General features: G+C 40.7%; 12 protein-coding genes, 2 tRNA genes and 1 pseudogene. 13 read left to right on the forward strand and 2 right to left on the reverse strand.

Going from position 1 to position 15,910, the window contains the following annotated elements; genetic code table 11:
- The first annotated feature begins 46 nt into the window (after positions 1–46).
- The 6 genes from U3A58_RS02890 to U3A58_RS02915 all read left to right on the forward strand — a co-directional run bounded on the left by U3A58_RS02890 (position 47) and on the right by U3A58_RS02915 (position 6,008).
- Positions 47–427: a DoxX family protein gene (locus tag U3A58_RS02890; RefSeq protein ID WP_323821883.1), complete on the forward strand. Its 381-nt coding sequence runs from the start codon at positions 47–49 to the stop codon at positions 425–427.
- A 126-nt stretch (positions 428–553) separates the two neighbouring features.
- Positions 554–1,231 carry a TetR/AcrR family transcriptional regulator gene (locus U3A58_RS02895; protein ID WP_323821884.1) on the forward strand — a complete coding sequence of 226 codons (678 nt, stop codon included), beginning with the start codon at positions 554–556 and terminating at the stop codon, positions 1,229–1,231.
- The gene (locus tag U3A58_RS02900; protein ID WP_323821885.1) at positions 1,224–2,933 is read left to right on the forward strand and encodes a peptidase domain-containing ABC transporter; all 1,710 of its coding nucleotides are present in this window, start codon (positions 1,224–1,226) and stop codon (positions 2,931–2,933) included. The genes U3A58_RS02895 and U3A58_RS02900 overlap by 8 nt, the downstream gene beginning before the upstream one ends.
- 4 nt (positions 2,934–2,937) lie before the next feature.
- Positions 2,938–4,293, forward strand: a complete 1,356-nt coding sequence (locus U3A58_RS02905; RefSeq protein WP_323821886.1) for an HlyD family secretion protein — start codon at positions 2,938–2,940, stop codon at positions 4,291–4,293.
- Complete coding sequence (locus tag U3A58_RS02910) at positions 4,290–5,678, forward strand: TolC family protein (protein ID WP_323821887.1); 1,389 nt, start codon at positions 4,290–4,292, stop codon at positions 5,676–5,678. The genes U3A58_RS02905 and U3A58_RS02910 overlap by 4 nt, the downstream gene beginning before the upstream one ends.
- A gap of 45 nt (positions 5,679–5,723) precedes the next feature.
- Complete coding sequence (locus tag U3A58_RS02915; RefSeq protein WP_323821888.1) at positions 5,724–6,008, forward strand: DUF1330 domain-containing protein; 285 nt, start codon at positions 5,724–5,726, stop codon at positions 6,006–6,008.
- Positions 6,009–6,075: 67 nt separating this feature from the next.
- Here the strand turns inward: U3A58_RS02915 and U3A58_RS02920 are convergent, their stop codons facing one another.
- On the reverse strand, positions 6,076–6,711 hold the full coding sequence (locus U3A58_RS02920) for a peroxiredoxin (RefSeq protein ID WP_323821889.1): 636 nt from the start codon (positions 6,709–6,711) through the stop codon (positions 6,076–6,078).
- A gap of 629 nt (positions 6,712–7,340) precedes the next feature.
- Between U3A58_RS02920 and U3A58_RS02925 the strand changes: the two genes are divergently transcribed.
- The 4 genes from U3A58_RS02925 to U3A58_RS02940 all read left to right on the forward strand — a co-directional run bounded on the left by U3A58_RS02925 (position 7,341) and on the right by U3A58_RS02940 (position 10,448).
- Positions 7,341–7,934, forward strand: a complete 594-nt coding sequence (locus tag U3A58_RS02925) for a TIGR04282 family arsenosugar biosynthesis glycosyltransferase (RefSeq protein WP_323821890.1) — start codon at positions 7,341–7,343, stop codon at positions 7,932–7,934.
- 110 nt (positions 7,935–8,044) lie between these two features.
- On the forward strand, positions 8,045–8,668 hold the full coding sequence (locus U3A58_RS02930) for a DUF6134 family protein (protein ID WP_323821891.1): 624 nt from the start codon (positions 8,045–8,047) through the stop codon (positions 8,666–8,668).
- Complete coding sequence (locus tag U3A58_RS02935; RefSeq protein ID WP_323821892.1) at positions 8,661–9,386, forward strand: TIGR04283 family arsenosugar biosynthesis glycosyltransferase; 726 nt, start codon at positions 8,661–8,663, stop codon at positions 9,384–9,386. The genes U3A58_RS02930 and U3A58_RS02935 overlap by 8 nt, the downstream gene beginning before the upstream one ends.
- The gene (locus tag U3A58_RS02940) at positions 9,387–10,448 is read left to right on the forward strand and encodes a VOC family protein (RefSeq protein WP_323821893.1); all 1,062 of its coding nucleotides are present in this window, start codon (positions 9,387–9,389) and stop codon (positions 10,446–10,448) included. It abuts the gene before it with no gap.
- A gap of 124 nt (positions 10,449–10,572) precedes the next feature.
- Here U3A58_RS02940 and gap read toward each other — a convergent pair whose 3' ends face one another.
- On the reverse strand, positions 10,573–11,577 hold the full coding sequence (gene gap / locus U3A58_RS02945; RefSeq protein WP_323821894.1) for a type I glyceraldehyde-3-phosphate dehydrogenase: 1,005 nt from the start codon (positions 11,575–11,577) through the stop codon (positions 10,573–10,575).
- Between the two features lie 190 nt (positions 11,578–11,767).
- Here gap and U3A58_RS02950 point away from each other — a divergent pair.
- From U3A58_RS02950 to U3A58_RS02960, 3 genes and pseudogenes are all read left to right on the forward strand, one after another.
- A tRNA-Glu gene (locus tag U3A58_RS02950) sits at positions 11,768–11,839 on the forward strand.
- A gap of 49 nt (positions 11,840–11,888) precedes the next feature.
- Positions 11,889–11,963: transfer RNA gene (locus U3A58_RS02955), tRNA-Glu, on the forward strand.
- Between the two features lie 463 nt (positions 11,964–12,426).
- Positions 12,427–15,675, forward strand: a pseudogene (locus tag U3A58_RS02960) (HEAT repeat domain-containing protein); the annotation flags it as partial.
- Positions 15,676–15,910: the final 235 nt, after the last annotated feature.

The raw sequence follows: 15,910 nt of genomic DNA on the forward strand, positions 1-15,910 counted from the left end.
GTAAGTTACCAGAATTCGATGTTTCATAAAAATCAATTATAAACACATGAAAAAACTCAAAATCATAGCTCTTTATGTAATGTCAATTTTTTATATACTAGCTGGCGCCAACCATTTTGTCAATCCCTCTGGCTATCTCAGATTGATTCCCGAATATCTTCCAAGTCATTCTTTGCTCAATTTAATCGCTGGAATAAGCGAAGTTGGGTTTGGATTAGCATTACTTTTTCCTTCCACTAGGAAATGGGCTGCATGGGGCATTATCCTGATGTTACTTGCTTTTATTCCAGCTCATGTTTACTTTATTCAGCTAAATTCATGTATTGAAAATGGGATTTGTTTGCCGCCATGGACAGGATGGTTTAGGCTGATTATCATTCATCCGCTGTTGATTGCATGGGCACACGCCTACAGTCATAAAATATAATTTGCAGATTAGGTAGGAATGCAAAATCGAATTAAAAATACAAAAAGTATGTAATACTTACTTATTGGAAGTTTTGTTAACTTTTTCTTGAAAAAGGCGTTTCCACTGTAGTTACCAAACGTTTCTATGGAGAATTTATTAAATAATATGAAGATGCAGGTGCATGACAACCTTTATCTGAAGGAACCATTCAGCTCAGAGTTAGGTAGTTCGATAGTTCAACAGGGAGCTATTCTCATACAGAATCTGGGAATGGAGCATTTCACTTTCAAGAAGCTGGCAGTTCAAATTGGAGTCACTGAGGCGGCAGTTTACCGATATTTTGAGAATAAACATATGTTGCTTCTGTATCTTACAGCTTGGTATTGGGCTTGGATGGAAGTGAATTATGTGTATGCTACTGCAAATCTGGATAGCAGTAAGTCCCGCTTGTCCATAGCTATGAAACTTATCGTCAATGGGCCGGTCTTTACAAAAAACATTCACATAAATCCTGAGGATTTGCGTCGTATAGTGGTCAATGAATCACTCAAAGGGTATTTGACCAAAACCGTAGATGCGGAGCACGAAAGTGGGATATTTGCTCAAGTTTATAATTTCGGTGAGCGTATTTCCGAATTGATTTTTGAAATAAACCCAACCTATCCTTTTCCTAAAACCTTGGCATATACGATCATGGAGTCTAGCTTACTTCATGCATTTAATTCCAAGCATTTACCAGGTATGACAGAGCAGTCCTTAGATTCAGAAAACCGTCTGGTCTTTTTTGAAGATTTACTATTAAAGGCAATTTCAAATGAATAGCACAAAGGCAATTACTCCAATGAAGCGATTTTTCAATCTGCTGAAAGAGGAAAAAGATCAAGTGTATTCCATATACTTTTATGCCATTTTAAACGGTTTGGTGGCACTATCTCTCCCGTTGGGAATTCAGGCAATTTTGAATTTTGTGTTGGGAGGAAGGATCACTACTTCTTGGGTAATCTTGGTACTAATAGTAGCAGCAGGTATAGCTTTTGGCGGATTTCTACAGATTTCCCAATTGCAGATTACGGAGAAACTGCAGCAAAGAATTTTTGCTAAATCCGGACTTTCTTTGGCGTATAGACTTCCAAAGATAAAATCGGAATTATTTCATGGCACTTATGCTCCAGAAATTGTGAATCGGTTCTTCGATACCGTTAACCTTCAAAAAGGAGTATCAAAGATTTTGGTTGAGTATTCTACATCCCTCATACAAGTGTTTTTCGGGCTAATATTATTATCGTTTTATCATGCCACCTTTATTTTATTTGGGATAGTTCTAGTAATAATATTATTGACCATTTTCTATTTCACCAGTCCAAAGGGGATGTCAACAGCTTTGAAAGAGTCAACTTATAAATATGAGACAGCCTATTGGCTAGAAGAAATTGGGAGGACACTTAATACGTTTAAGTTGGTAGGAGGTAATTCCAAGTTGCCCATTCTGCGTGTTGACAAGCTTCTAAAGCGCTATGTGGAGTTTAGAACCCATCACTTTTCTGTGTTGATTTTTCAATACAAAGCGCTTATTGCATTCAAGGTTTTGATTGTGACAAGTCTTTTGGTGGCCGGTAGTTTATTGTTGATTAATGAGCAAATCAGTATAGGTCAGTTTGTTGCAGCAGAAGTTATTATAGTCATGGTGGTCAATGCTGTGGAGAAATTGATTATTTCTTTAGAGACAGTATATGACACTCTCGTGGCCTCTGAGAAACTTGGTCAGATCATGGATATGGAGCTTGAGGGGCATAATGAAGCCGAAAAGGATATCACTGCTCAAGCCCAAGGAATTAAATTGGCGATGGAAAATGTGATTTTTCACCCCAGAGACGTAAGCAAGCCTATTTTGAAAGGCGTGACCCTCACTGTCGAATCTGGATCAAAGGCAGTAATTACAGGGAAAAGCGGAAGTGGCAAAAGTGCTATGCTTGCGCTTTTTTCGGGGCTTTATGAAAGCTATCAAGGTAAAATAAAAGTAAATGACCTCTCTTTGGAGATGATTAATTTGGACAAATACAGGACAGTGGTCGGTGATTGTATGGAATTGCAGCAGATTTTTCATGGCACTATAGCCGAAAATATTTTGGTTGGACGCGACATAGATCAAAAGCAATTGGCATTTCTAATTGATTTGGTGGGCCTTCGGGAATTCATCTATCAACTACCAGATGATATGGAAACCATACTTCTCCCAGAAGCAAGGGGAATATCCAGGAAGATGGCGCAGGCTATTATTTTGACTAGAGCCCTTGTGGGTGAGCCACAAGCCATGATACTGGAAAATGCACTACAACACTTCGATATGGACGTAAAAGCACGTGTGATGGCTCATTTGTTTGGAGGTGATTGGACGCTGGTGATGGTCACCCAAGATGAAGAGGTGATCAGGCAAGCAAGTCAGGTAATAGTAATGGAGGAGGGTAATATTACCTATCAAGGGAATCAGCATGGATATCAACATTTTCTAACCCTGAACTCATAAGATTATGTTAAATATCTCTGAAAATAAAATCAAAGATAGAAGGCCATTTGAGCATTCAGAAAGCCTCAAAATGACCATGGCAAGTGAGGAAAAGAGGAGAAGAGTGAGAGTCCTTTTTGTGTCTTGTTGTGTGGTGTTTCTTATGCTTTTTCTTCCATGGACTCAGTATATCCGCTCAAAAGGCTATGTGACTATGCTACAACCTGAGCATCGAGCGCAGACGATTCACTCGGTGATAGCAGGTAGGATAGATAAGTGGTATGTAAACGAAGGGGTTTTTGTGAATAAGGGAGATACTATCATCAGCATTACTGAAGTGAAAGATGAGTATTTCGATTCCTTGCTTCTACCTAGAACTCAGCTTCAATTGAATGCCAAGAACCTTTCCGCATTATCTTACAAAGAAAAAGTAAAAGCGCTAGACAGTCAGATCGCAGCATTGAAGCGAAATAATATTTTGAGAAAAGAACAAGCAAGGAATAAGCTGGATATGGCTGCATTACAAGTAAAGTCTGATAGCATCCGTTATGAGCAGGCCAAAGTCAATTATGAAATAGGGATAAGACAACTTGGAAGAGCAGAGAAACTCTATGAGGAAGGCTTAAGGTCACTCACTGATTTAGAAACACGTAGATTGAAATTTCAGGAAGTACAGGCTTCTGTTATTGGTGCAGAAAATAGTTTGCTGAGCAGTAATAATTCCTTTATATCAGCTCAATTGGAGTTAGAGGCGATAGACAATGATTTCAAAGACAAGCTGGCAAAAGCAGAATCGGACATGTACACTGCCCAGTCTAGCCAATACGATGCGGAAGGCTCTGCTTCCAAACTTGAAAATCAATATTCTAACTATGAAGCCCGAACTGGCTTTAGACATATTTTAGCACCGCAGGATGGCTACATCGCCGAGGCAATTCAAGTAGGATTGGGGGAAACAATCAAGGAAGGAGACCAAATAGTCAATATTGTGCCGTCAAATGGTGAGCTGGCAGTAGAGATGTATGTCTCTCCGGTGGATTTACCTTTAATGGTGGTAGGCAAAAAAGTACGCTTCATCTTTGACGGTTGGCCAGCAATCGTTTTTGCAGGTTGGCCTAAGCTATCCAATGGTACATTTGGTGGTGTCATCGTGGCGATAGATAAATTTGCCGGAACAAGCAATCAATTCAGAGTACTGGTAGCTGAGGATCCAGAAGAGCAAGCATGGCCAGAAGTACTGCGTGTAGGCTCAGGAGCAGATGGCATCGCATTGCTTAACGATGTGCCAGTGTGGTATGAACTCTGGCGTCAGCTTAATGGATTTCCGGCAGATTATTACACTCGCAAGCAGAAGGAACTACTAGAGAGCGGAAAGAAATGAAAAGGATACTCATTACTTTCTTAGTATTAATTAGTAGTATACAGCTTCATGCTCAAGGCACTGATACCTTAGCATTTGAGACTTTCCTGGACTGGGTGAAATCAAATCACCCACTTTCAGCGCAAGCTGACATAATGCTTACGATGGGGGATATGGAAGTCCGAACTGCTAGAGGCGGTTTTGATCCCTTGCTGTACGGTAATCTGGATAATAAGAGCTACGATGAAAAGACCTATTATGAAAAAAGAGAAGCAGGTATTTCTATCCCTACTTGGGCTGGTATTGAGCTCAATGGGGTATTTGAACAGAATTCAGGACAATATCTAAATCCTGAATATTCTGTACCCGCAGGAGGATTGCTTGCAGCAGGGGCATCTGTAAACCTTGGCCAAGGTTTGATTTTGGATGATCGAAGAGCAAGCTTACGCAAGGCACAGATATACCAACAATCCACAGAATCTGAGCGAAAAAGACTGCTGAATGAATTGTATCTGCAAGCAACAGGAGCCTATTGGAGTTGGTCGCTGGCCCATGCAAATAGAGCCTTGCAAGCAGAAGGTGTAGAGCTCGCCAAAACAAGATTTAGCGGAGTGAAGTTTAGCTATGAGCAAGGTGATTTTCCGGCGATAGATACAGTGGAAGCCGCGACACAACTGCTCACTAGAGAATTTAATCTTCAGAAAGCTGAAAATGAGTTATTTGTACGGACTCAAGAGCTGAATAATTTTCTTTGGGATGATTCTGGAAACCCCATTTCCTTAGATTTGCAGATTATACCGGAGAGGTTACGTGCAGACCATCCCCTTATTTTGAATGAAGAAGAACTTCGAATACTCCTAGCAAATCATCCGGAGCTAATGCTTGTAGATTATGAATTGGCGAGCCTGAATGTAGATAGGCGACTCAAAGCCCAGCAGATACTTCCGGTTGTCAAGCTCAAGTATAATTTTCTCACAGAAAACTTAAGTCAATTTGATCAAGCTGCTTTTTTTGAAAATAATTACAAATGGGGACTTACAGTCTATACGCCCTTGATGTGGAGAAAGGCTAGGGGTGGAATGCGTCTAGCGGAGGCTAAAATAGATTTCAAGCAAAATGACAGGGATTTGAAGGAGCTTCAGCTTCGCACAAAACTGGAAAATGAGCTCAATGGCTGGAGCGTAGTCAATTCCCAAATCAATACCTACACACGAAATGTCGCAGCATTGGAAATGTTGCTTCAAGGAGAATTGAGGAGGTTTGAGATGGGCGAAAGCAGTTTGTTTTTGGTGAATAGCAGGGAAGTTTCAGTTTTCAATTCCAAGGTTGTATTAAACGAATTGCTAACTAAGCGGAAGATTTCCTATGCCAAAACGAGATTTGCAGCCGGTGTAGGGTTTGAATGATGCCGATAATTGAAGTAAATTTGCCTATAACCAAAATTTGATCTTATGCCTGCCTTTGTCATAGTTGAAGTAGATATCACAGATCCTGAAAAGTATAATGAATATAAGCAACTCACCCCAGCAACAGTTTCAGCTTATGGAGGGAAGTTCGTCCTTCGTGGTAATCCTGTGACAGTGCTAGAAGGAGAATGGAACCATGAGCGATTGGTAATGCTAAAGTTTCCTACGAAGGAGAAAGCTGAAGCTTGGTACAATTCTGAAGGTTACCAACATGCTAAATCGGTGAGAGCGGGTGCAGCTAGAGCAAAATTCCTGTTAGTTGAATCGTAAAGATAGCTAAGGATAAAATCAAAAAAGGCTTTCAAGTGAAAGCCTTTTTTGATTGAAAACCAGATAATTATAAATCTGGTTGTGGGGTTGTTCTTAGATATGGTTTGATCACTTTATGACCTTTAGGGAACTTGGCAGGAATATCTTCATCCTTGATCGCAGGAGCGATCACCACATCCTCACCTTGCTTCCAGTTGGCTGGGGTGGCTACTGAATAATTTGCTGTCAATTGTAGCGAATCTATGACGCGGAGTAATTCTTCAAAGTTCCTTCCTGTGCTGGCTGGATAGGTGATCATCAATTTGATTTTCTTATCTGCGCCGATCACGAATACCGATCTTACAGTGAAATTCTCATTGGAATTCGGGTGAATCATGTCATAAAGATCCGCGATCTTGCGGTTAGAATCTGCGATGATCGGAAAATTCACCGTGGTGCCCTGAGTTTCATTGATATCCGAAATCCAGCCTTGGTGGCTGTCGAGTCCATCCACACTAAGCGCCATTACTTTGGTGTTTCGCTTAGCGAATTCGTCTTTAAGTTTGGCTACCGCACCTAATTCCGTCGTGCATACAGGAGTATAATCGGCAGGGTGGGAGAATAGAATTCCCCATCCATCCCCCAAGTACTCATAAAAATCAATTGTTCCTTCTGTAGTGCCGGCCGTAAAATTTGGAGCCGTGTCGCCTAGTCGTAATGCCATGTTGTTAGTTGTTTAAAAGTTCCTTTTTAATTAATGAATAGAACGTTCAGCCATATTTTCAGTTCAGGTTTTCCTCAATCTTTGTGAAAAAATAATGTATCCTAAACCCATTTTGTAAAATCTGGGTTGTAAGTCCAACTAATACTTTTAATTCGTACTTATATAGAAATCAAAACACCCATGAAATCGAGCATATCGCAGGCGACATACACTGGGATGATTATCTACCTTGCGAGATTCTCCCGATCCGCCGCGGCGGACGGGACAGGCTATCCCGTTTCCTTTGTCACGGGATAAGTTATGACCAATTAAAAACTATTATAAACATATGAAATACCCATGAGGAGCGGACGACACACAGGGGGATGAATTATATCCCAGCATACACCGCAACAGCAGATATGCTTGTTCTTAGGGCGCGTAAGGCTGTCGCAGCAGCGAGCCAGGCGGCTGGCCTGCGGGGTGAAGCTTTGCTGGCGTCTTGACTTTTTGGTTCTTTTGCGTCAAGGCAAAAGAACAAAAGAAATCGAGCATGACGCAAGCAATACTTAAGAGAACGATTATTAAATCCTTCAGGTGTTTTTTCGAATTCCGCAGGCGTTTAACTAAGAAATCTAAATTATGATCAGATGAAAGAAGGAATAGTGATTTTCCAGAAGAATGCGGAACTAGGCAAGGTAAAAACGAGGCTTTCTGCGACTATAGGAGATCAAAAAGCCTTTGAAGCATATCAACTTTTGGTCAATGTCACCCACAAAATAGCTTCACAATGTCCGGCTCAGAAGATCCTATTTTTCTCAAATCATCTTGAAGTAGACAGTTCTGTCTATCCAGAAAATTATAGGTTTGAATTGCAGTCAGGTCAGGATTTGGGTGATAAAATGAGCCATGCACTTCAGAGGCTTTTCCAGGAGAATTTTGATAGATTGGTAATAATTGGTACAGACTGTCCCGAGATTACTCCGAAACTTATTTCAAAAGCATTTGAAGAGCTAGAAGAAAGTGAAGTGGTCATAGGTCCTGCGACAGATGGGGGGTATTACTTACTTGGTATGACCACATTTATTTCTGGGTTATTTGAAGGAATACCGTGGAGTACAGACCAAGTGGCAGCATTGACGATAGAATATTTGAAAAAGAATGAGATTACCTTTGCATTGCTGCCCACCCTTTCGGATGTGGATTTTGAAGCGGACTGGAATAGGTTTAAGGATAAACTTTAACTTTGATGTTTCTTCATCATTTGGGTTAACTAATCGGAAAGTCCATCTTATTTTTGAGGTTGTACGTTGAAAAAATATAGAATAAATTCTTCACCTCTTGATAGAGATATATGTTGCTAAAAAGCTATAAGCTAATAAGTTTTGTAATCATCTTACTTTTCCTACTGCTTGGAGTCGGAATAAATTGCTTCAGCCAAACCAAAATAAACAGGTATGATATTGTGCTTGCTGGATTTACAATTGGCAGTATGCAAGCAGATAAAACCACCTCTCCAAAGGGGGAAGATTATCAGATTCACAGTAAAGTAGAATTTTGGTTTTTTGGCAAAATCCATGTGGAATTTCTGCAGAAAGCCCACTATGAAAATGGTCAACTCATGAAAGCAACTACAAATTCGGATTCCAATAGGGGGAATTTTTTGACCTCAGTTACCTGGAATAAGGATCATTACGATGTAGATGCGAATTCATATAAATTCCATAATGAGGACCCTATTAATCAGGTCATTCATGCAAGTACAGCAACTTTATATTTTCATGAGCCTAAGGCTGGGGATATTTTGATCTCGGAAAACTTTGGTATGCTTACCACGGTACGAGAGATAGAGAAAGGGGTTTACGAGATTGAGGTGAACGGTAGCATGAATCGTTTTTACTACGAAGGAGGAGTTTTGCAGAAAGTAGTATTGGAAAACAACATTAAGAATTATTCGATAAAGCGAAGGGTTGACTGAAGCAAATAGGATTTCTGTAATTATCCCCTGTCTAAATGAGGACGCGAATCTAGTAGAATTGATCCCTTACCTTCAACAAAATGGAGGTGTGATGATTCGTGAAATTATAGTTGTGGATGGAGGTTCTAAAGACAGTTCCATCACCGTTGCTGAGTTGCTCGGCGCATTAGTAGTGCATTCGCCTACATGCTCCAGGGCTGCGCAATTGAATCTAGGAGCCAAACATGCAAAAGGCGACGTTTTTTACTTTGTGCATGCCGATACCAGGCCTGTGGAGAATTATCCAGAAGCTATTTTGGAAAGTATTTCTCTGGGGAAAGAAGTGGGGTGTTTTTGCTACCGATTTGATAGAGAAAGTAGGCTGCTGAAATTAAATTCCCGGTTTACGCAGTTTAACGGCCTTTTATCCGGAGGAGGAGACCAATCTCTATTTATCAAAAAATCACTTTTTGAAGCATTGGGTGGTTATGACGAAACCTTTTGCATTATGGAAGACATTGAGATGGTAAGTAGAATTCGCCAAAAATCTAATTTTCATGTCCTTTCAAATGAAATGACAGTGTCTGCTCGTAAATACAGTGAAAATAGTTGGCTGATAGTACAGCTGGCTAATTTGATGGCTTTCTCTCTTTTTTTGTTAAAAGTTAAGCCAGCTACAATCAAAAGTTTATATTTAAATTTTTTAAACCATAAGAACAAAAAGTATAACAGTAGTTGAATGAATCAAGCGACAATCAATGGAATCCAGCAAGTTGGGATAGGAGTAAATGATGCAAACCAGGCATGGGCTTGGTACAGGAAAGCATTTAAGATGGATGTGCCGATCTTTCAGGATAGTGCTGAAGCAAAATTAATGACCCGTTACACTTCTGGTAAGGTGGAAAGCAGGCATGCGATCTTGGCCATGAATATGCAGGGCGGAGGAGGCTTTGAGATTTGGCAATACACCTCCAAGGAACCGCAAGCATCTGAGCAGGAGCTTACGTGGAAAGATTTAGGGATTTTGGCAGTGAAAATGCGTTGTCACGATATACAAAAAACCTATGCTCACCTTAAAAGTGTAGGAGCTGTGGTGCTGGGTGAGCCTGTGAAAAACCCAATAGGTGTATGGCATTTTTATGTAAAAGACCCTTATGGAAATACATTCGAACTGATTGAAAACGGCTCTTGGTTTAGTAAAAATAAGGATCTTACAGGAGGTGTTTTAGGTGTGGTTATTGGCGTGTCGTCTGTTGATGATGCTTTGCCTATTTATCAAAAACATTTAATGCAAACTGAAATCCTTTGCGACAAAACAGGTAAGTGGAAAGATTTTGCTCAAGTAGGTGAAGGCGATGCCAACTATCGAAGAGCCATTCTTCAGGGTTCATCAGTGATGACGGGAGCTTTTGGTAAGCTATTTTGTCAAACCCAGATTGAATTATTGGAGACAAAAAATCAACCTAGGAATAAAGCTTTTGAAAATAGAAACTGGGGTGATTTAGGATTTATCCACGTGTGCTTTGATGTCAATGGCATGAGTACTATCAAGGAAAAACTTGCCCAAGAAGGCATTGAACTTACCGTAGATAGTCAGAATGAATTCGACATGGGAAAAGCAGCTGGTAGATTCTCCTATTTGGAAGACCCAGATGGCACGCTGATCGAAATGGTAGAGACGTTTAAGGTTCCTATCATGGAGAAGATTGGCTGGTATCTTAATTTGGGAGAACGAAAAAAGAAAGGAAACTTACCAAATTTTGTTGTCAAGCTTCTTTCACTGAATCGCGTAAAAGCTTAAAATCAATATAATTTCATCTGTTTATAATTGATTTTTATTGGTCATAACCTGTCCCGAACTCGATTCGGGAGAATCTCGCAGGTTATAATCATCCCTCGGTGTGTCGCTTGCGTCATGCCCGATTTCATGAGATTAAACGGGCTAGATCGACTAAACGGTTGGCGTAGCCCGCTTCATTGTCATACCAGCCTACAAGCTTTATCATTTTGCCCTTTGCAGAAGTGAGAGCAGAATCAATAATGCAGGAATGCGAATTTCCTATAATGTCAATAGATACAATAGGAGAGTCCTCTACTTCAAGAAATCCTTTTAAATAACCTGTACTCGCCTCACGGAAAGCTGCATTTATCTGATCCTCGGTGGCTGCTTCTTTCAGTTCCACGATCATATCAGTTAATGAACCATCCGGTACAGGTACTCTCATTGCGGAAGCCTCTATTCTACCTGCCAGCTCTGGCAATACTTCATCCAATGCTTTTCCTGCATTAGTAGTGGTGGGGATAATGGAATAGGCAGCTGCTCTAGCTCTTCTGAGATCCCGATGCGGGGCGTCATGCAGGTTCTGATCATTCGTATAAGAATGGACAGTGGAAGCGAAACCTTTGACTACTCCGAAATTATCATCCAGCACTTTCACCATGGGAGCTAAGCAATTCGTGGTGCAGGAAGCATTTGAAACGATTTTTTCATCACCAGTCAAAATGGAATCATTCACACCCAAAACCACCATTTTGATAGATGGATCTAAGGAAGGAGCAGAGACAATTACTTTTTTTGCGCCTGCGGACAAATGCTTTTCAGCACCATTCCTATCCGTAAACCTCCCTGTACATTCGATTACTATATCAATAGCTAAGCTTTCCCATGGGAGTTTTGCTGGATCAGCATGCTCAAAAAGTTGAATTTCATTTTCATTTACCTTCAGAATCGAGTCTTGAAGCTCAATTTTATTTTTAGATTTACCATGAATGGAATCGTATTTTAGCAAATGAACGATGGCAGTTTGATCAGCCAAATCGTTAATAGCGACCAGGTTAAATTCTTTTTTTTCTAGGAGTAATTTTGCTGTATATCTGCCTATACGTCCAAAACCGTTTATAGCAATTCTGATTTGTTTGGTTGATTTCATTGGTAGCTTTCTAATTGGAAATCAAAAGTAGGAAAATCAACTGCAAACCTTTCTAAGAAAATCTTATTCCTTTTGGATCAGCTTTTTAGCCTAAATCAAAAGAAATTTTTGAAGCCAAATTGGTTTTAAAAACATAAGCCTCTATATTTGCACAACCATTTGAAAAAGCAAGTTTTTCAAGGTCATTAATGGTCGGTTCGTCTAGGGGTTAGGACGTATCCCTTTCACGGATAAAACACGGGTTCGATTCCCGTACCGACTACATTGTCGCCTGAATTTCAGGAAGTTGTGAGAAATTTTTTATTTATTATGGTCGGTTCGTCTAGGGGTTAGGACGTATCCCTTTCACGGATAAAACACGGGTTCGATTCCCGTACCGACTACCAAGACGTTAGGCTCAATCCCCGCTTAGTCTGCAGAAATTTTTGTTTTATGGTTGTTAGTGGTTAAAGTGTACAAAATCCCGATCCTTGGTCGGGATTTTTGTTTTTGCCACCCTTTTTGATTAATGGCGAAAAAGCCATTTTTAATTTTGCTAATTTCAAGATTGGAAAATTAAAATTAACCTATGCCTCAACCCAAAATTAAACGTCACTACGCCAAAATCATTTTGGCCGCAGCAATTCCTCTTTTGTTTTCCTGTAGTAAAAGTGAGAATGTGGATCTCCGAGAACGAACCTTGACCCAAGAAGAAATTGCTCCCATGGTTCTAGCTGCAGAAGGTGGGATTAATCCTACGCTTAGTCCTGGCCTCAAACTTTCCCTATGGGCAGTTGACTCACTTGTCTATGATCCGATTTCGATACAGGTGACTGACGATGGTAGTTTGTATTACACGCGAACCAACNGCTTAGTCCTGGCCTCAAACTTTCCCTATGGGCAGTTGACTCACTTGTCTATGATCCGATTTCGATACAGGTGACTGACGATGGTAGTTTGTATTACACGCGAACCAACCGTCAGAAAAACTCTGAATTTGATATTAGAGGTCACCAAGAATGGGAAATAGAATCTATCAGTCTTCAAACTATCGAAGAAAAAAGAGCTTTTCTTCAAAAGACATTATCTCCAGAGATGTCCGATAAAAATACCTGGCTTGGTGATGTCAACGGGGACGGTTCCCATGACTGGCGGGATATGACGGTGGAGAGAGAAGAGCTATATCGCCTTGAAGATCGAGATGGAGATGGTCTGGCAGACTATTCTCAGATCATGGTTCAGGATTTCAATGATGTGACTACAGATGTGGCTGGAGCTTTGCTGAAATTGGACGATAACCTTTTTGTAGGAGTAGGTCCGGACGTATGGAGACTTACTGATAAAAATGGTGATGGAATCATGGATGAGAAAGAATCCATATCCCATGGCTATGGCGTTCATATTGGTTTTGGAGGACATGGAATGTCAGGGCTCGAACTTGGGCCAGATGGAAGAATTTACTGGGGTATTGGCGACATTGGATTCAATGGAGTAGGGCCAGATGGAACTGAATGGAAATATCCAAATAGAGGAGTAGTCGCCCGGGCAAATCCAGATGGAAGTGATTTTGAGATTTTCGCTATGGGCGTAAGAAATACCCACGAATTTACTTTTGATGCATACAACAACTTGATCTCTGTTGACAATGATGGGGATCATGCTGGAGAAAGCGAAAGACTAGTTTATCTGGTCAACGGTTCAGATACTGGCTGGAGAACCAACTGGCAATTTGGCAAATACCGCGATCCGGATAATAATACTTACAAGGTATGGATGGAAGAAAAATTGTTCATTCCTAGACATGAAGGCCAGGCAGCCTATATCACACCGCCCATTCAAAACTACATCAATGGCCCAACAGGGATGGTATATAACCCAGGAACTGCTTTAGCAGAGAAATGGAAAAACACTTTCTTCGTAGCTTCTTTTGTAGGTAATCCTACTAGATCTGGAATTCACGCTTTCAAACTAGAACCTGATGGAGCATCTTTCAAAATGTCACAAACAGAGAATATCATGTCTGGAGTTTTGGCCACTGGTTTGGACTTTGGTCCTGATGGCTCTCTATATTTTGCTGATTGGATAGATGGATGGAATACCAAAAACTACGGTAGAGTTTGGAAAATTGAGGATGAAGGAGGAGCAAACTGGGAAGCTAGAAAGGTCACAGCTCAAGTGATGAAAACTGATTTCAAAACACTCACGGATGAAGCACTCAGTGGTTATTTAGGAGATGAGGACATGAGAATCAGAAGAAAGGCCCAATTTGAACTGGCTAAAAGAGGAGAAGATGGAATTAAAGTGTTTCAGGGGGCTGTTAGCCAAAAAGCTAATCAATTGGCAAGAATACATGCTATTGTAGGAATCAGCCAATTGGCAAGATTGGAGAAAATGGACTATGCAGATGCCTTGATCCCATTGCTGAAAGACAATGATCCCGAAATCAGAGCTCAGGCAGCTAAGTGGCTTGGAGATATTAAATACGCGAAAGCTGGGGCAGCTTTAATTCCCTTATTGAAAGACAGTGAAATCAGAGTGAGATTCTTTGCTTCAGAAGCTTTGGGAAGAATTGCCTACGAACCTGCGCTTGACGGTTTGATCGGGGTATTGGACGCTAACAATGATGAAGATGCATTTTTACGCCATGCTGCTAGTTTAGCTTTGGCACGAATCAATAAGAAGGAGCCAATTATTGCATTAGCTTCTCATCCTTCCAATGCAGTCCGTCTTGGAGCTGTTTTGGCACTGCGTAGAATGGCAGATCCCGGGATTACTGCATTCCTGGCTGATAAGGACGAATACATCGTAACGGAAGTTGCGAGAGCGATTAATGATGATTTCTCTATAGAAGGTGCGCTTCCAGCTTTGGGTGATCTATTGGTGACTACAAGCTTTGAAAATGAACCTTTGATTAGAAGAGCTATCAGCGCAAACCTGAGAGTGGGAACACAGAAGTCGCAGGATAATCTCAAGAACTACATAGCAAAGCCAGGAGTAAATTCCATTTTGAAGGCAGAGGCTATTGCTACCTTGGGTACCTGGGCTAAGCCATCTGTGCTTGATCGTGTAGATGGGAGAAATCGTGGAAGTGTAGAAAGAGATCTAGCACCAATTCAAGAATCAGTTAAAGCCACTTTGCTAGGAGCTTTGAATGATAGAAATGAAATCATACGAGAGGCTGGAGTAAAAGCAATCGGGAAATTAAAGATTGCTGATGCTGAATCGAAGCTAGTTGCTTTGTTGAAAAATGACCAATCTGAAAATGTGAGAGTAGCAGCAATATTGGCTCTTTCCAATGCTAATCCTGAATCTATTTCAGAACCTATAGAAATAGCAATGAAGGATAATTCTAGAGCCGTGCGAGTAGTTGGTTTGGATCTATTGACCAAAACTGACATTCCTCAAGACTTGATGGTGAATTTGCTTCAGGATGTAATTCAAAATAGAACAACTGCCGAAAAACAGGCTGCTTTACTCAGTCTGGGCAATCTTGAAAATTCTGCTGAGTTACCCCTTTGGAATACACTGTTGGATGACTTGTCAAAAAACAAATTGCAAAATGAAGTAATGATCGAATTGGAAGAAGCTATCGATGCCACGAAATCACCTGAATTGAGAACCAAATACGACCAGGTGCAAGAAACACGTACAAAAGGAGATCTGGTGGCTCTTTATAGTGGAGCACTCGAAGGAGGTAGTGTGAGAGCTGGAAGAAATATATTTTTCCAAAATCAAACAGCTCAATGTATTCGATGCCATGGCTACGATGACATGGGAGGAGTAGCAGGGCCACACTTGAACGGTATTGCTAATAGAGCCACCAAAACTGAACTTCTGGAAGCGTTGATCAATCCAAGTAAGCGCCTGGCTCCAGGTTATGGTTTTGTTCAGCTTGAGCTGAAAGATGGAACGTCTGTGAGTGGAACCTTGATGGAAGATCGAGGAGATGGGGTAGTACTGAAAGTAGGCGCTAAGCCTGATACCTTGATCATGAATAGCAGTATCGCTGAGCGTAAAAACTCGCCATCTAGTATGCCAGATATGAAAGAGTTACTGAGCAAAAGAGAAATCAGAGATTTATTAAGCTTCCTCGGCACTATGACTAAAGAATGGGAATGAGGTAATTGAAATTCAGTTTACTAGTAGTCGGGATCATCACTCTTGTGGTGATCCCTTTTTTATATAGTATTGGAATGTCCTGCTTCATGATGCTACTATTCTGTAGTGTGATCTTTTAACCGTGATTATGCATTAGGAATAGAAAAACATTGATAATTGTTTGAATGGAGGATAAAAAAGGGGATTTTTAACAGGATCAACATTCACCAAAATGGTTAATCTTCCTATCGAATAT

It is taken from the genome of Algoriphagus persicinus (assembly GCF_035156415.1).
Lineage (GTDB): Bacteria > Bacteroidota > Bacteroidia > Cytophagales > Cyclobacteriaceae > Algoriphagus > Algoriphagus persicinus.

Coding starts and splice junctions, on each gene's coding strand:
- U3A58_RS02890 (WP_323821883.1), top strand. CDS start 47: ATGAAAAAACTCAAAATCATAGCTCTTTATGTAATGTCAATTTTTTAT.
- U3A58_RS02895 (WP_323821884.1), top strand. CDS start 554: ATGGAGAATTTATTAAATAATATGAAGATGCAGGTGCATGACAACCTT.
- U3A58_RS02900 (WP_323821885.1), top strand. CDS start 1,224: ATGAATAGCACAAAGGCAATTACTCCAATGAAGCGATTTTTCAATCTG.
- U3A58_RS02905 (WP_323821886.1), top strand. CDS start 2,938: ATGTTAAATATCTCTGAAAATAAAATCAAAGATAGAAGGCCATTTGAG.
- U3A58_RS02910 (WP_323821887.1), top strand. CDS start 4,290: ATGAAAAGGATACTCATTACTTTCTTAGTATTAATTAGTAGTATACAG.
- U3A58_RS02915 (WP_323821888.1), top strand. CDS start 5,724: ATGCCTGCCTTTGTCATAGTTGAAGTAGATATCACAGATCCTGAAAAG.
- U3A58_RS02920 (WP_323821889.1), bottom strand. CDS start 6,711: ATGGCATTACGACTAGGCGACACGGCTCCAAATTTTACGGCCGGCACT.
- U3A58_RS02925 (WP_323821890.1), top strand. CDS start 7,341: ATGAAAGAAGGAATAGTGATTTTCCAGAAGAATGCGGAACTAGGCAAG.
- U3A58_RS02930 (WP_323821891.1), top strand. CDS start 8,045: ATGTTGCTAAAAAGCTATAAGCTAATAAGTTTTGTAATCATCTTACTT.
- U3A58_RS02940 (WP_323821893.1), top strand. CDS start 9,387: ATGAATCAAGCGACAATCAATGGAATCCAGCAAGTTGGGATAGGAGTA.
- gap (WP_323821894.1), bottom strand. CDS start 11,577: ATGAAATCAACCAAACAAATCAGAATTGCTATAAACGGTTTTGGACGT.